This window comes from Uliginosibacterium sp. 31-12 (genome assembly GCF_030548425.1).
GTDB lineage: Bacteria > Pseudomonadota > Gammaproteobacteria > Burkholderiales > Rhodocyclaceae > Uliginosibacterium > Uliginosibacterium aquaticum.
This window is the reverse complement of record NZ_JAUOOA010000001.1, coordinates 962,377-983,536: the sequence shown is the minus strand read 5'-3', so window position 1 is coordinate 983,536 and position 21,160 is coordinate 962,377. Positions and strand designations below refer to the sequence as shown.

The 21,160-nt window shown below is 60.4% G+C and carries 16 protein-coding genes; 15 read left to right on the top strand and 1 reads right to left on the bottom strand.

Translation table 11 applies throughout. From position 1 onward, the window contains the following. Positions 1–39 precede the first annotated feature (39 nt). From Q3Y64_RS04710 to Q3Y64_RS04645, 14 genes are all read left to right on the top strand, one after another. Entirely contained in the window at positions 40–1,155 is a 1,116-nt protein-coding gene (locus tag Q3Y64_RS04710) for a N4-gp56 family major capsid protein (RefSeq protein WP_303560285.1), read from the top strand. A 51-nt stretch (positions 1,156–1,206) separates the two neighbouring features. After that, positions 1,207–1,680, top strand: coding sequence for a hypothetical protein (locus tag Q3Y64_RS04705; RefSeq protein ID WP_303560284.1), 474 nt, complete (start codon positions 1,207–1,209; stop codon positions 1,678–1,680). 72 nt (positions 1,681–1,752) lie between these two features. After that, positions 1,753–2,166, top strand: a complete 414-nt coding sequence (locus tag Q3Y64_RS04700; RefSeq protein ID WP_303560283.1) for a hypothetical protein — start codon at positions 1,753–1,755, stop codon at positions 2,164–2,166. Then, positions 2,166–2,504, top strand: a complete 339-nt coding sequence (locus Q3Y64_RS04695) for a DUF6682 family protein (protein ID WP_303560282.1) — start codon at positions 2,166–2,168, stop codon at positions 2,502–2,504. The genes Q3Y64_RS04700 and Q3Y64_RS04695 overlap by 1 nt, the downstream gene beginning before the upstream one ends. A gap of 3 nt (positions 2,505–2,507) precedes the next feature. Further along, on the top strand, positions 2,508–3,128 hold the full coding sequence (locus tag Q3Y64_RS04690) for a hypothetical protein (RefSeq protein ID WP_303560281.1): 621 nt from the start codon (positions 2,508–2,510) through the stop codon (positions 3,126–3,128). 13 nt (positions 3,129–3,141) lie between these two features. Then, positions 3,142–3,948, top strand: coding sequence for a hypothetical protein (locus Q3Y64_RS04685; RefSeq protein WP_303560280.1), 807 nt, complete (start codon positions 3,142–3,144; stop codon positions 3,946–3,948). Between the two features lie 2 nt (positions 3,949–3,950). Continuing rightward, entirely contained in the window at positions 3,951–4,298 is a 348-nt protein-coding gene (locus tag Q3Y64_RS04680; RefSeq protein WP_303560279.1) for a hypothetical protein, read from the top strand. Next, positions 4,288–4,605, top strand: a complete 318-nt coding sequence (locus Q3Y64_RS04675) for a hypothetical protein (RefSeq protein ID WP_303560278.1) — start codon at positions 4,288–4,290, stop codon at positions 4,603–4,605. The genes Q3Y64_RS04680 and Q3Y64_RS04675 overlap by 11 nt, the downstream gene beginning before the upstream one ends. Beyond that, on the top strand, positions 4,602–6,371 hold the full coding sequence (locus Q3Y64_RS04670) for a hypothetical protein (RefSeq protein WP_303560277.1): 1,770 nt from the start codon (positions 4,602–4,604) through the stop codon (positions 6,369–6,371). The genes Q3Y64_RS04675 and Q3Y64_RS04670 overlap by 4 nt, the downstream gene beginning before the upstream one ends. Then, positions 6,368–6,565, top strand: coding sequence for a hypothetical protein (locus Q3Y64_RS04665; RefSeq protein WP_303560276.1), 198 nt, complete (start codon positions 6,368–6,370; stop codon positions 6,563–6,565). The genes Q3Y64_RS04670 and Q3Y64_RS04665 overlap by 4 nt, the downstream gene beginning before the upstream one ends. 445 nt (positions 6,566–7,010) lie before the next feature. Further along, entirely contained in the window at positions 7,011–8,048 is a 1,038-nt protein-coding gene (locus Q3Y64_RS04660; protein ID WP_303560275.1) for a hypothetical protein, read from the top strand. After that, positions 8,045–8,944, top strand: a complete 900-nt coding sequence (locus Q3Y64_RS04655; protein WP_303560274.1) for a hypothetical protein — start codon at positions 8,045–8,047, stop codon at positions 8,942–8,944. The genes Q3Y64_RS04660 and Q3Y64_RS04655 overlap by 4 nt, the downstream gene beginning before the upstream one ends. Before the next feature lie 2 nt (positions 8,945–8,946). Next, a complete protein-coding gene (locus tag Q3Y64_RS04650; protein ID WP_303560273.1) occupies positions 8,947–10,113 on the top strand; it encodes a hypothetical protein in 1,167 nt (388 codons plus the stop codon). A gap of 54 nt (positions 10,114–10,167) precedes the next feature. Beyond that, complete coding sequence (locus Q3Y64_RS04645) at positions 10,168–20,409, top strand: LPD38 domain-containing protein (RefSeq protein ID WP_303560272.1); 10,242 nt, start codon at positions 10,168–10,170, stop codon at positions 20,407–20,409. On the opposite strand, the gene Q3Y64_RS04640 is transcribed toward Q3Y64_RS04645, so the two are convergent. Continuing rightward, positions 20,410–20,628: a hypothetical protein gene (locus tag Q3Y64_RS04640; RefSeq protein WP_303560271.1), complete on the bottom strand. Its 219-nt coding sequence runs from the start codon at positions 20,626–20,628 to the stop codon at positions 20,410–20,412. A 113-nt stretch (positions 20,629–20,741) separates the two neighbouring features. On the opposite strand from Q3Y64_RS04640, the gene Q3Y64_RS04635 reads away from it, so the two are divergent. Beyond that, on the top strand, positions 20,742–21,158 hold the full coding sequence (locus Q3Y64_RS04635) for a hypothetical protein (protein WP_303560270.1): 417 nt from the start codon (positions 20,742–20,744) through the stop codon (positions 21,156–21,158). Positions 21,159–21,160 lie beyond the last annotated feature (2 nt).

Sequence of the window (21,160 nt, the reverse complement as noted above, 5' to 3'; positions counted from 1 at the left end):
GCCCTGAGAGGAATTGTTACCTTTCAAGGAGAAACGCAAATGGCGCGTACTGTCGTCGGGGTCAATGACCCGAAAGCCGTAAAACGGTGGAGTGGTGCGCTGGCATTCGATGTCAGCGCCCAGTCGTTCTTCAATCGCAAGTTCATGGGTGCTGGCAGCGAATCCTCCACCCCCATCCAGGTGCATACCGATCTGGCGTCTGACGCCGGCGAGGTGATTAACTACGACCTTGTTGCCGAACTCCGCATGGAACCGGTCGAGGGCGAAGACATCCTCGAGAACAAGGAAGAGAACCAGCGCTTCTACACCGACCAGATCTACATCGATCAGGCTCGCGTGGGCGCCAATACCGGTGGTCGCATGACCCGCAAGCGCACGCTGCATGACCTGCGTGCGATCGCCAAGCGCCAGCAGGCCGCGTGGTGGGCCCGCCTGCATGACGAACTGCTGTTCATCTACCTCTCGGGTATCCGTGGGGTGAATAGCAACTTCATCGTGCGCCAGGGCTATACCGGTCGCGCCAACAACGCGCTGCGCGCCCCGGATGCTGAGCATCAGCTTTTCGGTGGTGATGCTACCGCAACCAGCAACATCGACTCCACGGACAAGATGACTCTGGGCCTGCTGGATCGTGCAGTAACGCGGGCTGCTATGCAGGGCGGTGGTGCTGACAATGTGGCGACCATGCAGCCGTGCAAGATCGCAGGCGAAGAGTATTTCGTCTGCGTACTCTCGCCGCTGCAGGAAAACGCGCTGCGTACCGATGCTGGCACCGGTGGCTGGCTGGACATCCAAAAAGCTGCTGCAGCTGCGGACGGCAAGAATTCTCCGCTGTTCAAGGGCGGCCTGGGCATGTACCGCAACACCGTGTTGCACTCGCACCGCAACGTCATCCGCTTCAAGGGCGGCGCCGGTAGTGCAGTGGATTGCGCTCGCGGCCTGTTCATGGGCGTTCAGGCCGGTGTGGTGGCCTATGGCTCGCCGGGCACTTCGCTGCGCTACGACTGGTACGAAGAAGCCCGCGACAACGGCGACAAGGTGGTGATTTCCTCGAGCTCGATTTTCGGCACGAAGAAGGTCGCCTTCACGATGGAAGACGGCACCACCAAGGACTTCGGCGTCATGGCGCTGGATACCGCGGCCGCCACCGTCTAACCACTGACCGGACAAGGCCCGTCACGGCGGGCCGTCAAAGGAGAAAGAATCATGGCTCGTATCAATTCCCTGTATGCCTCCGGTCAGCTTCAGGCGCCGACCAATGCTTCTGGCGGCGTGGAATGCCACGTCCGCGCAGAAATCGCTCTTGCCGCCGCCGTCGCCTCTGGTGATGTGCTGGCCTTCCTGCCCCTGCCGGCCGGCTATGTCGTGACCGATTGGGCGCTCGATAACGACGACTGCGACACCGGCACCACGCTGGCTGCAGACCTCGGCTTGCTGACGGCTGCCGGTACTGCGATCAGCTCCGCCGCTGCCGATGGCGGCAAGTGGAAGAGCGCGACCACCGCGCTGCAGGCTGCTGCTGTCACCCGCAACAGCGCCGGGTCGGCTGCCGAGCAAACCGCTCTGGCTCGCATGGCCTCCGCCAGTTCCGATCGCATGATTGCCCTGGTGGCGACTGCGGCTGGCACCGGTGGCGTGGGCGCCAAGATCGGTCTGACCGTCTGGCTCAAGTCGGTGTGATTGGCCGGCTGACGCAGTAAAGGGCGGGGTTTCGGCCCCGTCTTTCCAACTCTCAAGCAAAAGGACACGCGCATGAAGCTGCTGACCACCATTCCGCCGCGCGCTGACGGCACTGTTATCGCCCGCATCCCCGATACCGACAAGGCCTACACGTTCAAGGGCGAACCGCCTGTGTGTGACGTGCAGGACGACAAGCACGTCAAGTATCTGCTGGGCACCAAGCAATTCATTCCGGCCGAAGCCGAGGACTACGAGAAAGCCGAGACGGCGATCAAGCAGACCGAAGACCCGGGATGGGAAGAAGTGACCGTTGATGTCGATGAAGTCGAAGAAGGCAAGCTGCCTGACGGCGTTGAAGCCTTCGACGTCGCCACGGCCGACGCCAAGTCTCTGCGCGAATTCATCAAGCAGCGTACTGGCACGGCGCCCGCGCCGGCTACAGGTATCGACAAGCTGCGCTCAATCGCCGAAACGGTTGCTGACTGATGGCGATCACCGGGCAACAGGTTGAGGCTGCTGCGCGTATTGGTCTGAATGACCGTACCGCGCCTTATCGTTGGGATTCAACGGCGGTCATCCTCCCTTACCTGAACGCGGGCCTTGCAATCCTGAAGGTCCGCCGCCCGGATGCGTTTTTCGGGAACTGGTCGGCTGCCGCAAGGGTGGCCGAAATAGCCGACTCCTTGCCGGTGGCTGACGAATTCTTGCAACCGCTGGCGGATTACGTCTGCGCGCGCTGCAACATGATTGACGAAGAAGAGGCGAGCCAGGCGCTTGCCTCGGGGTTCTTCTCCGCGTTTGCGGCGCAGATTGCTGGAGGCTGATCAATGGCTATCTGGTCGAGCTGGCTGAATGACGTGATGCCTGAAGTGCCTGGGGCGCTGCTGCCCGTGGTGGAGCATGCCATCCGTCGCGCGGCGCAGGAATTCTTCGCGCGCTCCAAGGTTTGGAAGACCGATAGGACCATTACGCCACAGGCCGGCGTGCCGGAATACAGCCTTTCGCCAAGCATCGACATGACTCCAGTTCAGATCATGAGCGCAGGAAGACTGGACATCTACATGACCGACGAGGACATGCAGCGCTGCTTCGGAACGGATTGGAGGACGCAAACCGGCGATCCAAAGGACTTGCTGCAGCTCTCGCCGGCAAGCGTGCGGCTCTTCCCGATCCCATCTGAAGACGGCGCACCGATCACGGTATCCGTGGCGGTGATTCCTTCCGATTCAGCTACCGGAATTCCGGACGAGTATGCCGTGCGATACCGCGACGGCATCGCAGCAGGTGCGCTCGCGCGGCTGATGAAGTCAGCCAAGAAGCCCTACACAGACGAGGCCAAGGCAGCGATGTACCAAGGCCAATTTGAGGCCGCCATCGGACAGGCAATCAGCGATCGTGCAAGCGGATTTGGCCGGGCGCGCTCTCGCAGACCTGTTGGCTGGCACTAGAAAGGCGACCTAAATGGCCGGAATCAAGCTAGAGAATAACGCTTGGGGTGTTCTGAGTGCGTCCATTATCGCAACAGACACATCTATCCCGTACCTGCGGACGTCGGGAGCTGCATTTCCTGACCTCGGATCAGGAGAATGGTTCTTCGCTCTCCTGCAGGATAGCGATGGAAACCGAGAAATCATTAAGGTTACGGCGGTATCCCCAACCGTATTGGCGGGGATTTCACGCGGCCAAGAAGGGACTACTGCACGATCTTGGCCGGCAGGCTCTCGAGTGTCTCTTTCAATCACCCACCAGACCTTGCGAGACGCGGCCGAGCAATATTCATTTGCGAGCGGTACACGCTTGTTCTTCGCTCAAGAGTCGGCCCCTACTGGTTGGACGCAGGTAGTCACCGACGCGGCCGACAACCGGATGCTGCGCGTCGTAAAAACTGCCGGCGGCAGCATCGGAGGCACCCACAGCCCGATCCTGAATAACGTCGTCCCCGCGCACACCCACGGATTCACCACCGGATATGAAGACACGAACCACACGCACGAGGGGTACACGAACGGGCAAACAGCTGATCACTACCACTCATACCACCGCCCAGAGATAGTGAGTGACACCGATCGAGGGGCTCTCTCCTCCGACTTTTCCGTCGACAACGTGACATACATCGGCACCTCCGGCACATCGAATGACCACAGCCACTATTTCCGAAGCGGCGGGGTGAGTGCAAACCACAAGCACTCCGGCAGCACCGACAACGGTTCTAGCCAGACAAACTGGCAGCCGCGTTATATCGACCTAATCCTCTGCGAGAAGGACTGACCGTGAGCGAACAACAAACAGCCGTCGTTGGTTACCAGTACGCGCCCGATACCGGCCGCTACATCGGCCCCTATGAATTCCCGAACAATCTTGACAAGGAGGATATTCATTTGCCTCCGAATACCGTTCTGGATGCGCCGCCTGAAGCCCCGGCGGGCAAGCACCCCTGCTACACGGACGGCGCCTGGACGCTCCGCATCGAATCCGGTGCCACGATGCGCCCTGTCATCGATAACTATGCGCTGCTCACGGAAGCCACTGTCGAGTTGATGAAGGCGCACGGAACCTGGACCGCCGAAGACCAGGCCGCCCGCGAAGCCGCCACGGCAGGAGCGAGCGATGCAAATTGAAACCGTCTTCTCGTGCCCCCTTGGTCATAAATGCGAAGAAGCCCGCGACGGGAAAATCCACCGCTGCGCTTGGCTGATCGAACTCCAGGGCCGCAACCCCAACACCGGCGAAGAGAAGCCCGAAAAGGGCTGCGCCATGAAGTGGATACCTGTGCTTCTTGTGGAGACGGCAGGCGCCGCCCGTGGTACATCGGCCGCTGTTGAAAGCTTTCGCAATGAAATGGTGGCCGGGCAACAGGAGACGGCGAAGGCTTTGAGCTCAGCCTGGCAGGCCACAAGCAGCGCCGGTCAGATCGGTCACCGATGAAACTGAAGATCGCCAATTTCTCTGGAATTGCGCCGCGACTGTCCGCAAAATTGCTGGCGGATAACCAGGCTCAGATTGCCCGCAATTGCAGGCTGCAGTCTGGTGAGATTCGGCCGTTCAGAGCGCCTTTAAAAATCGCAGCTTCTCTTGTTGATGATGCACATACCATCTTCAGACTGCGCGGCGCCTGGCTTTCGTGGAGCGGTAGGGTTAGCGTTGCTGCATCGCCGATCGCAGACACGGATGGTGAGGGCCGGATCTATTTCACCGGAGACGGAGTGCCGAAGAAAACTTGGTATGCCTACGCTATATCAAGCCCATCGCACGCACCAGGAGCAAACTGGAAAACGCTTGCCGTAAAGTCATTGACTGCTGCGCCAACGCTAGCTTCGGCAGCCGGATCTGTGCCGGTCGGAACATACGCCTATGTGGCAACCTTAATCGAGAGATTCGGCCCCGCCGGTGCAGGTGTGCTCGAAGAGAGTCGCCCGAGTCCTGCTGCGCTGATCACGCTTGCTGCAGTCGGTGGCGTCACCGTCACGCGCGGAGCTATCCCTACTGGATCTACCGCAGAGTTCTGGTGCGTCTATCGCTCCACATCTGCAGGCGAATACCAGTTGGTCTCCGAAAACATCCCGATCAGCACGACGTCTTTTACTGACAATCTTAGCTCGCCCAAATCAACTGTACTGCCGTCGAACGACTGGCACGAACCACCCGATGATATGCAGGGTCTGGTGGCGATGCCAAACGGCGTCCTGGCGGCGTTTCGTGGCAACGAGATTCTGTTTTCAGAACCATGGTATCCGCATGCCTGGCCAGTCGGATACAGGCAAACGATCCCGGCTTCTATCGTCTCGATCGCCCCGGCCGGTGCTGCCCTGATAGTTCTCACCGAGAGTACGCCATTCATCATTTCCGGAACTCACCCGGCCTCGATGTCTCAAGAGAAAATAGACGTCGTGTCGCCTTGCGTATCGGCGATGTCTGTGGTTTCGGATGGCTACAACGTGTTCTACGCCGCGCGCGATGGCGTAGCTGCCATTTCGTCTTCAGGGCAGCATTCACTGGTTACGCGAGCCTTGCTGGATTACGAGGACTGGTCTGCTCTTGAGCCCGAATCGATTGTGGCTAAGTCGTACTACGGAAGCTACCTTGCGTTCTACGAGGACCGTTCGGAAACGCCATATAAGACCCGAGGAATGGTCCTGCAGCCGAACGATACGCCGCCTCTTGTGCAGCTGGACGTTGGCGCGATAGCCGCATTTGGGGACTTCTTTCTCACTTCGACCGGAGAGATTTACGAGTTCGACGCACACCCGATCAACAAGACTCGGGCGGAATGGCGCAGCAAGATTTTTTCGCTACCTCGGCCTGCGAACTTCGGAGCCATCCAGATCGACGCTGATTTCGCTGCGCTGTCAGACAGCGATGAATATAACGAAAAGGTGGCACAGGTCAGAGCCAGAAATGCGGGTTACCTGGATGACGTCTGGTGCGGCGAAGTTGGGGGGTTGCTCGGGTGCTACACCATTGCAGGTTCGCAGATCGAGGCTTTGCCTTCCTTGGCAGATGAACGGGCTATTACTGTAACGCTCTTCTCGGAGGGGCTGCCGCGCGTGACGGCCAGCTTCGAAAATGCAAAATCCAGGATGCTTCCGTCAGGGTACGTCGGGCGGGATGTGGAGGTTTCGATCAGTGCTGACGTTCCCGTGTATTCCGTGACGTTGGCCAGCACCGCATCTGAGCTCAGGGGCATATCGTGAGCAAACTATCCGCAATCCCTGCGCCTGGCGGTGACCTGCAGAGCATTCAACGAAGCGCCAAGGTGTTGTCTCAAAACTTTGAGTACATGACTGGTGCGCGCGGCAACAAGATCAAGACTCTCCCGGAGAATGCTTCTGTCGCTGACATCATCGCCAAGCTGAACGAGGTTATCAATCGGCTACAGGGCGATTGAATTGCACGCAAAGGAGGCCCCGCGTTATGCGCATGACCGCATCGAAATGGATCGCATGGGCGCTGTTCGGAAACGACGAAGACGGAATATACGGAGACGCCTCTTTTAATCCTGGCGGGCGCCGCGACCGAATAACGGCTGTGCGTTGGTGGGTCCGCAATCCGTTTCACAACCTCACTTTCCATGTCATCGGGGTTCCGAGGCCATTTGTGTCGGTGGGCGACTTCCCGAATGATGTGTTCGCGCCGTTCGGCGGATGGAACCGCTGTGTTCGAATCGGCGCAAACGGCCGGCGCTATCCGTTCTTGAGTTACATCGGTCGGTGCAAGTTCTATGTCGGATGGCGTGAGCGCGGAAACTTCGGGATCAAGCTTACGAGGAACCGATAAGGAGCCTCGCGCCGTGTATGGCAGGCTGATCGGCATCGTTAGCAGAGGCGCGGAAAATGGCCGGTAATGTCGATCAAAGCAATGTCATGAGCGCTGCTGCGCTGATCAGGCGGATTGGCACGCTGAACTCAGTAGGCGGCCAAGACACAATTCTGGCGCACATCACGCCTGAAGAAGCTGAACTTCTCAAAAAGCGCGGCGGATCAGGAAGAACAGACCCCGATACAGGAGCGCTGCATTTTGATGACGGCGGCGATAGTGGAGACGGTGGCGATAGCGGCGATAGCAGCGACGGAGGGGACAGTTCAAGCGAAAGCGGTAGCGGTAGCAACGAAGGCCAAGGCGGCGCTTCTGAGAATGATTCTGGGCACGAAACAGATTCAGGCTGGTCTTCCGGGTATGACACTGATAACTCATGGAATACCGACATCGGAGCCAGCATTGATGACAGCGGGTTCTCGTCTGCAGGATTCGGAAGCGATGCTGGAGAAGGTAAAAGCGGCGGCGTGACGAATGACTTTGATTCGACACTTGACGGCGCTAAGAACGGTCCCGGAATAAATGAGGCGGGACGAACGGCTGAAGAGCAGTTCCAGTATGACGAAGGCAGTAAGTCAGCAGGGAATATCGGGGCTCTAGCTGATGCGCTGAATACTGGCGACTTTAGTTTTGGTTGGTCAAGCTCTGGGTCAAAGGCAGGGAGTGCGGTTGGCGGTCTTGCGGCTGGACCGGTTGGCTCTGCGCTCGGATCGATTGCTGGCGGGATTATCGGTGGATCTTCGTACAACCAGGGCGTTGGATTCAGCAATCAAGATAACGCAGCCGCAATTGCGGCAAATCACGGCTTGTCGCTGGATGACATGAACTCCATGGAAGGTGATAGCAAAAGCGGCGGTCCAACAGGAGAGAGTTACGGTAGCGCTGAGGCGGCAAATTCTTCTTCTGCTGGCGCTCCCTCTACTGCGGCTGCGAACAGTACCGCAAGCGTGGCAGCAAATACCGGCGTCTCGCAGGCACAAACTGGCTTGATTTCAGGATCGTCAGGAGGCGCGCCTCGTGGCATGGCGGAACAACTCTGGTGGGGTAAGTCATGAGCAGAACTTTAAATACGGGTCTCACAAACGCTCAGATCGCACAGAACGGAATCAGCTTTCTTCCGCTTGATAGCACCGCTTCTACGAGCTCGATGTCAGCATCCGGTTCGTCGCCAATCAACATCAATAATCAGGTGGCCGACAATAACCTTGGCTATCGACTCAATCAGGCATCGCTGTTGCAGCCTGCGCTGGTGAATCAGCTGGAACTCGGTTCGAATGCAGCGAATCTGCAGTATGGGCAGGCGGAAAAACTGTCCGGAACCGCCGACACGCTTCGCGGCGACTACTCCAGCACCTGGCGCCCGATCGCTCAGCAATTTGCAAGCGAGGCTAGTTCTTACGGAAATTCTGCAGATCAAGCGGCCGCAGCCGCAAAGGCTGGCGAGACCACCGACGCAGCGCTTGCTGATGCACGCAGCTCAAGCGCTCGTCAGATGGCAAGCATGGGGATCAATCCGAATAGCGGACGCTTTGCCGGGCTGCAGGAGTCTGCAGATGTTGAGGGGGCGGCAAAGAAGGCTGCGATCATGACCTCTGCCGCGCAAGACGTGAAGGACAAGGGCATTGCGCTGCGCGGCCAAGCGGTTACCCAGGGTAACCAGACGCTCAGTCAAGCAAACAGTACGGCAAACCTAGCCTCTACTATCGGGGCGAGCGCTGCCGATACTGCCGGCACCGGCGTAAGTAATGCCCTGAATACGACGTCTATGGTGGGGCAGGGCTTCAACGCGCAGCAGAATGCCCAATCGACAGCGCAAGGTGCTTCGGACAATGCGGCCTCGCGCGCACTAGCTCAGGAGCGCTACAACCAGGAGCAATCCAGCGCAGATGACGCGAATTGGCTTGCAGCGGCTTCCACGATTGGATCAATTGCAGGAGCGCTTTGGGGGTAAGCATGGCAAACAATACGGCACGAATCATTGCGGCGCTTGGGGCGTCTGGTCTGGCGTGGCAGAAGGGCCGCCAGCTCGCCGCCGACACAAAGGCTGCAGAAGAAGAGCGTACCTATCGCCGTGAAGAGCGCGATAGGGAGAGGGCGTATCGATCCGACCAGGCGCAGTTGGCTCAGCAGATGTCGTCAGATCTTCAGAGCGCTGGAGATGACGAGAACCAGCGCCGCTTGGCGCTGATGCGTGGCTATGAGGCACGCGGGCAACTGGACGCCAAGTACGGAAAGGCCGGTATCGGTGACATGGAGGCGGTGCGCAAGACGGTTCAGGGTATGCGCGACGAAGGCATGCTGCAAGGGCATCTGACCTACATGCAAACCGGTGACGCGAAGGCGGCCGGCGAAGTGTTCAACCGCTTCGGCCAGAAGAAGATCAACCTTGAATCGCTGCAGTCGTCTGAGGATGTCGAGCCGGTGACCGGCCAGAAGGTACAGATTATCAAGGGCCAGTACGAGGACGGCAGCAGCTTTGCCTACAACCCGTACGTCGAATCGCGCAAGTTGGGCGGCATGGCCGGGATGATGGCCGAGCTGAAGGAGAAGGCGGCCAAGGAAGAAAAGAAAGCCGATACCGAATCAGCACGCAAACACGACATTGAGAAGATCGATCGTCAGGGACAGAACTCTGTGCGCGTGGCGCAGATTGCCGCGGCAAATGGTGCGAGCAACGCGGCAATCGAGCGCGAGAAGCTTGACATTGCAAAGGGCAAGGACAAGCAGCGCGAGACGTTGAACATGGCTTTGCTGGAGGCGCAGAAGAATGGCGACAAGACGGCGGAGGCCAACGCGGTCCGGGCGCTGCGTGCGTTTGACGGGAAGTACGAGAACAACACAGCCAAGGCAGAAGTTCGGGCGGATCGCGAAGGGAACGTGACAATCGTTGCCCCGGATGGGTCGGTGGATTACAAGCCCTCCGGATCGAACGAAACAACGCGGATCTTTACGCCTGGGCAACAGGGTGGATCACCATCCAAGCCCAGCGGAGCTTCAGCAAACTCTGCTCCATCTAAACCTGACAGCTTGCCAGCAGGCATGAAGCAGTTCATTGGGAATACTCCAGAAGGAAGGCCTGTATTCCTCGGTAACGACGGCAAGCGCTACGTCGGAGGTTAGTACCTCGCGCCGTGTATGGCAGTGTCCGAATGACACCTTCAGCACGGCGCGACCATGAAACTGACACCCTACACCGGACCTGTTTCCACCGAAGAGAACGGCGCGGCGCTGCAGCCGTATGACGGCGATGTTGTAGCCCCAGGTCGGTCATGGCTTGATGTAGCCAAAGACACCGGTGCAGCGCTGGCGGGCGGGTTAAATAGCATGGTTGAGCACGGCATTGAAGCCGTGCGGCCGAATGGCAACAAGCAAACAGCCGCCTGGATCGCCAAGAACCTTGGCGTGACTGATCCGACCGCAGAGGCCAATGCTGCGCGCGACAGCGTAATCAACTCGGCGCAAGGTCTGTTTTCTGACAACGCCGAGCACTGGCGCAATCAGCGCTCCGACAAGTTGCAGGCGCTTTCCGCGCAACGCGAGAGCGACGGCAGCACCTGGGGCAAGGTCAAGACGACCCTGAGCAATCCTACGCTGCTCGCGGACGACGTTCTCAACAGTGCGCCTGAAATGGCTGTCATCGCCGCGACAGGCGGCGCGGCCGGCGAAGCGCGCATTGCCAGTCTGGCAGCCAGGGCGCCGGCGCAGATCGAAGCACTGATTGCCAAGGGCGCCACGCGCGAAGCGGCAGAGGCTGCGGTGCGCAAGCAGATCCAGTCTGCCGCGACCGAGGCCGGCATCAAGACAAACATGGCGCTCTCTGGCGTATCGGGCGGCGCATCGGCCGCCACGCAGGCGCGCGAGGAAGTCACCAAGGCCAGCGATGCCGATCTGCTGAAGAACAAGGAATTCGTCCGCCTGCTGGAGCAGACCGGATCTGTTGAGGCGGCCCGCCAGGTGATGGCAGACAAGGCCGCCAGCGTTGCATTCACCTACGCCGCACCGACTTCTGCGCTGGCTGCGCGACTTGGCGCCGGGCTGGAAACAACCGCCGTCATGGGCACGCTGGAGAAGCGCGGCGCAACAGCACTGCTTGGCAACATCGGCAAGGAAGCCGGCGAGGAATACCTGCAGGAAGGCTTGAGCGAACAGCTTGGGCAGAACCTGGGAGCCCAGGCTTCAGGCCTTGATGCCAATCGTGATCTGCTGCAGGGCGTGAATGAGGCCGGCGTGATGGGCGCCGTGACCGGTGGTGTGTTGGGTGGCGGATTCCATGCCGCAGGCGCCGTGCGCCAACGCGGAGAAGTGAAAATCCCGGAACAGCAAGGAGGCGAAAATGTCAGCCGAGAGCCTGCAGCCGCTGGACAACCCGCAGCACCTGCCGAAATGGTTGCGCAAGGCAGTCAAAGCGCAAGCCCTGACGCTGCGCGAGGCGCACTTGATACAGGGGTACTCGATGACGACGCCGCTGGGCTCAGTGAGCCTGTTGCCGCCGGTGATGCAGGAAGTGGCGGACCGGCTGTGGCTGTTGGAGGCGTGGGGCCCCAGCAACAGGCTGCAGTAACCCCGGCGAGCTGGCCGGATTTCTTGCGCCAGAAAGGCGTGTCGCCGGCCATCAGGAAAGCAGACCCTGCGTACGAAGGACTGCGCGCCGAGTATAAAGCGCTCAAGGAAAGCCCGGTCGGACAGGTCGAGGATGCAGCCAGGGCCGACGCAGCCGGCGAGGACATGGGCTTGAACGCAGCCCGCGATCAGATCGCACAGGCCGGCGAGGTTTCCGCCTTGCAGATGGCGCAGGATCTGGACATCACGCCGGAAGACGCCAAGGCCCGCATCGAGCAGATCACCGGCCGCCCGGCTGCCGAAGTGATCGGCCAGCCGGCACAGGCAGCACTGGCTGATGATGGGCAGATTGCCATTGCCCCGGCTGCAACTGATCGCCTGTCGCAGATGGAAGCGCAGCTGGATAAGATCGAGCAGGCGGTAAGCGGCAGGGCTCAAGCGCAGATCGCGCCGAGCGCCGACCAGGGCGCGGCGCCCGCAACCCCCATTAAGGCCAAGGCAGGTTTCCCGGCTGCCCGCGAACTGCTTGGCTTCCTGAACCAGAATGGCGGGGTATCGCTCAAGCGCAAGCCGGATCTGGATCAGAACAACCGCACGCCGGGCCTGTTCCGGGATGGTGGCGCAGACTTCGACGCGCTGGCCATGCGCTTGATTGAACAGGGCTACATGGCGCCGACCGGCGCCGATGGCGACGTGACGGTAGATGACGCAAGGAATGCCGAAGAGCTGATCGGCCGCGCCATCGCTGGCGAGAAGATCTATCCGCTGGCGGACATGGAAGAGCGCCGCGCCCGCGATCAGGAGCAGGCTTATCGTGCGGACCTCTCGGGCCGCGCCGATGCGGTGGGCATCAACACCCGCAACAAGAGCATCGCGCAGATCGAATCCGCACTGGAGGCGCACGCCAATATGAGCGACGAGGATCTGGCCGCCAAGGTGAAGCAGGCCGCCGCGGCCTACAAGGCGAACAAGACCGCGCAGAACCGAAAGTTGTGGCAGAACCTGACCGACGACCTGGCCAAGCGGAAAACGCTTGCGCTGGCCGCGAAGCGCGAAGAGCAGGAAGCCAAGAGGCTTTCCGCCGTCATGGCCGAGCAGGCCACCGTGGCCGAAGCCGTCGAACTGATGGCACAGGAACTCGGTGCAAGCGCCCCTGCTGTGCAGTGGGCGGCCGAGCGAGCCGGCGCGATTTCTGCAGAACAGAATGCAATCCGCCGCAAGGCCGGCTATGATGCACTTGCCAACAGCATTTTCTATGCTTTGAACGACCGCAAGGCAGAGGCCGAGCGAATCGACAAGATTATCGAGGGCTCTTTCAATGGAAATGCCGGATCTGAACGCAATCCTTTCGGAATCGACGCAGAAGAAGCTGGACGCACTGACGCCCGAGCAGCGCGAGAAGGTGACGCAGCTGGCAGCGGATATGCTGGTGACCAAGGCGATCAAGGCTTCAGCCTCGCAACCCAAGACGCCGCAGAACTGACGGCCAAGGCCGAGCGCGAGAACGATCAAGCGCTGGCCGATAAGCAGACTGCCGACGCGCAACGCGAAGGCTTCACGCTCGATGCGCAGCCGGGCGGATTCGCACCGACGATGCAGCAGGGCGCCGACCTCTTCGGCGGCCCGAGTGTTGCCGACCTCCAGAAGAGCCAGGAGCGCGCCCGCCAGCAGGCAGGGCAGAGCGCCGGGGCTGATCTGTTTGCGCAGCCGGTATCACAGCCGAAAACCGACACCCAGCCTGAAGCCAGTGCTGGCGCGGATTCACAATCAAATAACGATCAAATAACGCAACCCAGTAGCGGCAAGGCTTCTGGCGAATCTGCTGTAGAAATGAAGGCGGCAGATCAAGAGACGCAGGCCGCCATTGCGAAACACGCGCTGCCTGAAAGCACGGAGTTCAAGCCTGGGAAGGGCCGGCTAGGATCTGGCAAGTGGTACGCCGAGGCGGACGGCGTTACAGGCGGACTGTCGGAATCCATCGACGCAGCAGCGCAGTCTCTTGCCCAGCAAATCAGCGCAGAAGAATCCCGCGCACAGGCGGCATCGGATATGGCGGCACTCAGCCAGGTGGTAGCCGAAAAGCTCAAGCGCGGAGAGCAACCGACAGACAAGGAACTGAAAGACCTGTTCGGGCTGAACCCAATGAATGCCTATGTCAAACAGAGCGCTGTCGGCGCCTTCCTGGTTGAGTACATGGGCGTTTCGCGCAACGGGATCAGGAAGGCCTTGGGGGCTGCGTCTGGAGACGTTACCAGCGACGGCGGCGTGAAGTATCCAATAGTCTATCCGCGCAAACTACACAAGGTATTCGGTACACAGTCTGGGCCTTCTCGCGTAACCCCGGACGAAGCTGGAAACTTCAATTCCGGCGACATCGTGCGGGACGAGCAAGGCAAAGAGTACATGGCGCTGCATGCCCGGCATGACTGGCTTGACGCTGCGCCTATCGAGAATGGCAAGCCGCAAGTCAGCCGCGATACCGTTGTGCGCTTCCACTTGGTTCCTGATACAGCCAGCGCATCGCCTGAACGCGATCCGCGCCCTGTATTTGCGACCGGGCGGAACTGGCACGACGAGCAAGCAGCGCAAGAAAACCCGCCTGCTCGCGCCGAAACCACCGCAAAACAGCCAGAAACCGCGCGAGCAGAGCAGGAAAACAGCGCTGACAATGATCCAGAACGCTTTGAGCGTGCAATGCGCGCCTCGGCAAATGACGGCCAAGCGGCAGATGACGACATCGTTACAACGAGCCTGCGCTATGTCCCATTCGATACAGCACTGAGTATTGCTAGAGAAGCGGTTGATGCAGGAGTTGGGCTGGTTCCGGCTCAATTCCACTTCAACCTTGATGTGACGATGGATAGTGCGGATCGGCTAATCGCGGCTGTTAAGGCGTTGAATGGATCGCAATCGAAATCGCCGGCCGCTAAGATCGAGGACGTAGGCGAGAAGATCGGCGGCGCGCGCAAGGACACCGCTACCAAGGGCGGTACGCGCGGTCGCCGCGCCGGAGTGGCCGACGAAACGCCGACATGGCGCAAGCGCTATGCTGTCTTGCAGGATTTGCGGGACATGACGATTCCGGAAGATCAGCGCCCCTGGGTGATCTTCGACAAGCGCAAGGAGAAGGCCGTCCGGAATGGCTACGTTCGGGCTGAGTTCAAGAGCGAGGCCGAGGCCGAAGCCGCGCTGCCGGGGATTGAAGTTGCGCGCAATCACCGTGTTGTGGCGACGGATGGGGGCTTCAAGATCTACCGCGACGTGTCAGACCGCAAGCGCGTTCAGGTGGTCGGCCAGACGTTCGGCTCCCGCGACGAGGCCATGCAGTACATGGTCGAAAACGCAGAGAGGGTCATCGAGACGAAGACCAGCTTCGGAGAAGAGATCCTGCCGCGCCCTGAGAAGGTTTTGCGCAGCGGGGCTCCCCGTCGTGATGGCGATGTGACAGGGCGCGACCTGAAGGAAACCTTCGGCTTTCGTGGCGTGGAGTTCGGCAACTGGAACAATCAGGACGAGCGCCAGGAGGTAATGAATCACGCCTACGACGCGTTGGCTGATCTTGCCGAAGTGCTAAACATTCCGGCGCGTGCCATTGGCCTGAACGGCGAACTGGCGCTGGCGTTCGGTGCGCGTGGCCACGGCTTGAGCGGTGCGCGGGCGCATTACGAGCTGGACTATGGCGCCATCAACCTAACCAAGATGAAGGGCGCCGGGTCGCTGGCGCATGAATGGTTCCACTCGCTCGATCACTTCTTCGGCAGGCAGGACGGCAAGACGCCGGCAACGCGGTCTCCTAACGATCGCGGCGACATGGTGTTTGGCGCGAAGGACGCGGAGAGCGCCTTTGCAAGCCACGGCTTCAAGTACGCGGGTTCCGGCGTGCGCGAAGAGCTGCGTGAGGCGTATTCCGCGTTGATCAAGACGATGTTCCGCAAGGCGGAAAAGTTCGTGGAGGACACGCAGCGCGCAGAGAAATTTGTCGGCGCAGCCAAGACCGATCTTGCCCAGGAACTTCAAAGCCTGCGCGACTATCTCGCCAAGGATCTTGACCCGCGCTACTACAAGCGCAACAACAAGGCCGCCAGCGCGGAACAGCTTGCCGCCTTTGACACAATCGCCGAGGCGATGATTGCCGGGGAGTCTCTGACGACAGAATGGCGCTACAACAGCCAGATCGGAAAGACCCGGGCGAAGGTAAGCGGCGGGCGCTGGACGAACGACGCCATGGAGCAGCTTGGAGAAATTTACAAGGCCGTTCGTGGCCGCTCCGGGTTCAACGCCGAGAAGACCGGGGCGATGGATAAACTGCGCAGCTATATGGCGCGGTACAGCGAGCGCCTGAAAATGCTGGCCGAAGCACAAGCCAGTACCGAGAAAACCAAAAGTGTGCCGACTGACTTTGCGATGGATGCCAAGGCCATCGACCAGGGCCGCGCGTCAGACTACTGGACGACAGAACACGAAATGGCAGCGCGTGCTTTCCAGGCATACGTCGAAGACAAGCTGGCCGAGAAGGACAGCAAGAGTTACTTCCTGACCTATGGCACGAACAAGCTCGTCGAAACGCCGTGGGGCTGGGTCCGCCCGTATCCTGCCGGCGAAGAGCGCGTAGCCATCAATGCGGCATTCGACAAGTTCATCGGGGCCATCCAGACCAAGGAAACCGAGCAGGGCGTAACCATGGCCATGCGGACACGCGCCATGAACACCGGCCCCACCCGCGCCGCGCCGCAGAATCGCTCCTTGAAGATGGGCGAAGGCGGCCGGCTGGTGAAGGTGCCGCGCGTGACTTCGGAGGATGCCCGCGCAGCGATTGCGCCACTGCTGCAGTCTGCCCACAACCTGCCGCCCGTTCAGATGCTCAAGAGCCCCGAGCAGATTCGCAAGGGTGACGAGATTGATCAGGCCGCCTACGGATGGATGAAGGACCGCAACGGCCTGGACAACATGCCCGCGCTCATGAGCAACGGCCGGATCTACATTTTCACGGACAACCTTACGCACCTGGACCAAGCCCGCGAGGCGATCCTGCACGAAGGTTTCCACTATGGCCTGCGTGGCTTGATGGACAAGAACACGCTGGACGCGCTGATGCTGCAGATCCGGGAGCACAACCCGGCAATTGCGGATCTGGTCGAGAACTTCATGCAGGACGTGCCGGGCGCTTCGGTCTCCGAGGCGACCGAGGAAGTGCTGGCCGAGTGGTCGCAGGCGAACGAAATGGCGAAGCTCAAGGGCTTCGGCAAGATCGCCGCAGTGGTCCGCAAGTGGCTGCGCAGCCTGGGCTTTGTGCGCCAGTGGTCGGACAACGACATCCGCCTGCTGTTGCAGGAGGCGCAAGCGTACTGGCAGGACAAGCCGCGCAATGCCTACGCGCAGGCGGTGGCGAATGGGACGCGGGCGCAGCGCGCCTACCATGGCTCGCCGCACCGGTTCGACAAGTTCAGCCTGGATCACATCGGCAACGGTGAAGGGGCGCAAGCCTACGGCTGGGGGCTGTACTTCGCCCAGAAGAAAGACATTGCAGAGTGGTATCGGGGCAACCTGAGCTATCGCGACATGGTGCGCAAGTTCCGCGATGCCATGCCGGACGATGCTGACACCAGCGAAGCGCTGGAATGGGCTGAAAGCGGTGACGCGCCACAAGAAATGGCGCGCGTGATAAAAGCCCTTGCTGCGGAGGACTGGCTTGGGTTTGATTACCCGGCGCAAGCGCTTACATCTTTGTTCAAAGAGCCTGATCTGTATGATGTGTCTCAGGAGTTGGCAGAGGCGGCCAAGGCTATGAACGGCAGCCTTTACGAAGTCGAGATTCCTGAAGACGGCGAAATGCTGCATTGGGATCTGCCGCTGAGTGAGCAGCCTGTAGTGGTGCGTGACGCCCTTGCTGGCGGCAGCATTCCGAATCGGTCAGGGCAAAATATCCTTGATATGGACCCGACCGGGGAGGAAATCTACAAGGCAAGCTCCCGCATGGTTGGTGACGATCAGGCTGCATCAAAATGGCTTGAAGAGTTCGGCATTAAGGGCATCAAGTACCGCGACGGAGCGAGCCGCGTAGATGGCACAGGTGGCGGCACCTACAACTATGTGATCTTCGATGATGCCGCCGTGCAGATTGAGGCCCGGGCCATGCGCAACATCCGCTACACCCCCGAGCAGCAAGCCTTCCGCCAGAAGGCCGGCATCGGGGCACGGCCGACGATCCGCCAGAAGATCGAGCGCATGTTCCGCGACTTCCGCGATTCGATCAGCTGGGATGCTTTCAGGCAGGGCGCGCTTGACCAGTTCCACGGCATCCGTTTGGCAGAAGCCCGCACGGTGGGCATGCTGCCGGTGGAGCAATCGGCCTATGTGACGGCGCGACTGGCTACCGGCTCGTCTTCGGTGATGGCCGGGCTGCTGGGCCATGGTCAAGCCAAGTGGGCGGCCAATGGCCAGCACCTGGAGAAGATCGACGGCAGCAAGGGGCTGCTGGACATCCTCAAGCCGGTTGAGGGCCAGCTGGACGACTGGCTGGGCTGGATGGTGGCGAACCGCGCCGCCCGCTTGATGAAGGAAGGCCGCGAAAACAACTTCACGGCCGACGACATCAAGGCCGGTCTGGCGCTGGCCAACGGCCGCGAGGCTGAGTTCAAGGCGGTGGCCAAGGAATTCGCAGACTTCAAGCGCAGCGTGCTGGACATTGCCGAGCAGGCCGGGCTGATTGATCCGGCCGGGCGCCGGCTGTGGGATCACGCTGACTGGATCCCGTTCTATCGCCAGATGCAGGACGACACGACCAAGGCGCCGGGCGGCAAGCGTGGATTGTCGAAGCAGTCTTCCGGCATCCGCCAGCTGAAAGGCGGCGAATCGGCCATGAACGACCCGCTTGAAAACATTCTGATGAACTTCCAGCACCTGATTGATGCGAGCCTGAAGAACAACGCGCTGCGCAAGGTGATCGCCAACATCGAGCAAGGCCCGGATGCGGACGCCTTCCTTGAATCGGTCGGCTACGGCATGCAGGGAGTGATGATCCCGCGCGCTCAGGTCGAGAAGCAATTGCTGGCGGCCGGTGTGGATCCGCTGCAGATTTCGGCCATGCCGCCAGAGGCCTTTGAAGGTCTGGCCAAGATGTGGGCGCTGCATGCACCTGAAGGCAAGGACATTGTTCGCGTGATGGATGGGGGCAAGCCGCACTTCTACCGCGTGACCGATCCGCTGCTGCTGAAGGCGGTCACCAGCTTTGAGCCGTTCAACGTGCCGGGGCTTGGAACCATGCGCGTCTTCAAGCGCGTGCTGACCCAATCGGTTACCGCAACGCCGGCATTCATGGCGCGCAACTTTATCCGCGATTCGGCCTCTACGGCGATGATCAGCCGGGACCGTACCGCGGTACTCGGGGCAATGCGCGGCGTGCTGAAGAGTTTCAACGAGACGGGCGGGTACGAGCAGATGCTGTTCGCTGGGGCGTCGTTCGCTGGCGGCCAGGCTTATGGTTCAGACCAAGAGGCCGCTGCCAGTGCGATGCGCAGAGCGCTGCGAAAGAAGAAACTTTCAGCCGCATCGACTGAAGAGTTCATGGGAACGGTCGTTGATACTGGCGCCAAGATGCTGGATGCTTGGAACAAGATCGGCGAAGCCGTCGAGAACGCTAACCGTGAAGCGGTATTTGAAGCCGCGAAGCTGGCCGGCAAGAGCGACACGGCCGCGGCCTTTGAAGCGCTGGACCTGATGGACTTCCGCCTGCGCGGATCCGCTGCCCTGTATCAGCTGTTCGCGGACATTACCCCGTTCCTGAATGCCCGCGTGCAGGGCTTGTATCGCCTAGGCCGTTCGGATCTGAAGCAGGCAGCCATGCGCAGCGCCTTGATGCTTCTGCTGCCGTCTGTGCTGCTGGCCATGGCGAACGCTGGCGATGATGAATATGAAGCTCTGCCGGATTGGGACAAGGACACCTACTGGCACTTCTTCATCGGCGGCCATCACTTCCGCATGCCAAAGCCGTTTGAAGTGGGCGTGATCTTCGGCACGCTTCCGGAGCGGATCACTAGGGCTGCGCTTGGGATTGACGCTGTTCGTGACGCGGCTCAATGGATCGGCTTCCGTGCGGCAGCGAGCGATTCGCCCAAGAAACTTGCCTCGCGCGCCTGGTTCAACGTGGCCGAGCAGTTCAACCTGATCCAGTGGCCGCAGATCGTGAAGCCGGCAATCGAAGTCTGGAAGAACGAGGACGGGTTTTCCAAGCGTCCGATCGAGAACCAGGGCGACGAGGGCAAATTGCCGAGCATGCGCGCCAGCTACTACACCAGCGACACGATGAAGGCGCTGGCCGGGATGGCGCCGGGCGTCTCCGACGCCACCGGATTGAGCCCGAAGAAGCTGGAGCACCTGTTCAATGGCTACCTCGGATCAGTGGGCGCAACCGTGCTTGCCGGGTCTGACATGGTGGTGCGCCGCTTCCAGGGCCTGCCGTACCGCGAGGCCATGCGCCTTGATGAATACCCGCTGCTTGGGGTGTTTTACCGCGAGAACCCGGCCAAGAACAGCCAGTACGTGGAAGACATCTACAAAATGGCGGCCGATGCTACCCAGCTGAAACGCTCGATGGACGCGGCACGCAAGGAAGGCAACACCGAACGCGCCGAGAAAATCAAAGCCGAGCATGGCGAGAAGATCCAGCAGGAAGCGCGCCTGCGCAATGCGGCCAAGTCCATGACGCAGGCCGGCAAGCAGATCGAGCGGGTTCGCAAGAGCGAAGACCTGACGCCGGACGAGAAGCGCGAGCAGATCGACCAGATTCTGGAGCGCCGGAACCTGCGCGCGGCCGACATCGCCAAGCAGGGAATCAAGGCCTGGGGCGGATCGATCTGATCAGGAAAAGAGGCGGCGCCACAGATCGGCGCCGACCTCTGCCGCAATGGAAATTCCTGCCAGCATGAACAGCCACGCAAAAAACACTTCCTCTGATTGCTTGCTGATATAGGCGTGCAGCAGAACGCCGGCGACGATCAGCAGCGCGCCGAAGAGGAACGACCAGGCGAGCGTGATCAGTCCGGCGACTACGAGCGCAAGGACAAGAGCGAATTGCATTCCGGAAGTATGGCGATCATGCCGCCTGCAAACAAGGGCAGGAAAGGGGGCGGATATAGAGCCTCTCGCGCCGTGTATGTCAGCCTGCTGTCATTACAGACCGGAGGCATGTCATGAGCCGCGTAAAGATCATTGGGAACGTCAAGCCAGGGCTGATTGCAGAATTCGATCCGTGGATGGAAAGCCATCTCGTTGAAGCATGGCTGCGCGAGGGATCAAGCGTAACCGTAGCGCTCGAGGTTGGTCTAGGTTCAACCTGGCAGCAGGTGGCCACTGCAACCATCACCGGCGCCAACTGGATGGATATTGGCAATGCTGCGGCGGACGTCGATCAGCATGTAAGGGTTCGCTTCCTGTCTGGCGACGGAATGATCCAATGCCGCACGCGCGGCAGCCAGTCTGTGACAGTCACGACGTCGGTCACCGGGGGGATTACAAAAATCGCGGTAGTGACTCAGGCCCAATATGACGCGCTGGTAGCTGCTGGCACAGTGGATTCCGAAACCGAATACAACATCGTGAGCGCCTGATT

What these genes read in the sequence shown, in the direction of transcription:
- Q3Y64_RS04645 (WP_303560272.1), top strand. Translation starts at nt 10,168, where the DNA reads ATGAAACTGACACCCTACACCGGACCTGTTTCCACCGAAGAGAACGGC.
- Q3Y64_RS04685 (WP_303560280.1), top strand. Translation starts at nt 3,142, where the DNA reads ATGGCCGGAATCAAGCTAGAGAATAACGCTTGGGGTGTTCTGAGTGCG.
- Q3Y64_RS04695 (WP_303560282.1), top strand. Translation starts at nt 2,166, where the DNA reads ATGGCGATCACCGGGCAACAGGTTGAGGCTGCTGCGCGTATTGGTCTG.
- Q3Y64_RS04710 (WP_303560285.1), top strand. Translation starts at nt 40, where the DNA reads ATGGCGCGTACTGTCGTCGGGGTCAATGACCCGAAAGCCGTAAAACGG.
- Q3Y64_RS04690 (WP_303560281.1), top strand. Translation starts at nt 2,508, where the DNA reads ATGGCTATCTGGTCGAGCTGGCTGAATGACGTGATGCCTGAAGTGCCT.
- Q3Y64_RS04700 (WP_303560283.1), top strand. Translation starts at nt 1,753, where the DNA reads ATGAAGCTGCTGACCACCATTCCGCCGCGCGCTGACGGCACTGTTATC.
- Q3Y64_RS04660 (WP_303560275.1), top strand. Translation starts at nt 7,011, where the DNA reads ATGGCCGGTAATGTCGATCAAAGCAATGTCATGAGCGCTGCTGCGCTG.
- Q3Y64_RS04650 (WP_303560273.1), top strand. Translation starts at nt 8,947, where the DNA reads ATGGCAAACAATACGGCACGAATCATTGCGGCGCTTGGGGCGTCTGGT.
- Q3Y64_RS04670 (WP_303560277.1), top strand. Translation starts at nt 4,602, where the DNA reads ATGAAACTGAAGATCGCCAATTTCTCTGGAATTGCGCCGCGACTGTCC.
- Q3Y64_RS04640 (WP_303560271.1), bottom strand. Translation starts at nt 20,628, where the DNA reads ATGCAATTCGCTCTTGTCCTTGCGCTCGTAGTCGCCGGACTGATCACG.
- Q3Y64_RS04675 (WP_303560278.1), top strand. Translation starts at nt 4,288, where the DNA reads ATGCAAATTGAAACCGTCTTCTCGTGCCCCCTTGGTCATAAATGCGAA.
- Q3Y64_RS04655 (WP_303560274.1), top strand. Translation starts at nt 8,045, where the DNA reads ATGAGCAGAACTTTAAATACGGGTCTCACAAACGCTCAGATCGCACAG.
- Q3Y64_RS04635 (WP_303560270.1), top strand. Translation starts at nt 20,742, where the DNA reads ATGAGCCGCGTAAAGATCATTGGGAACGTCAAGCCAGGGCTGATTGCA.
- Q3Y64_RS04705 (WP_303560284.1), top strand. Translation starts at nt 1,207, where the DNA reads ATGGCTCGTATCAATTCCCTGTATGCCTCCGGTCAGCTTCAGGCGCCG.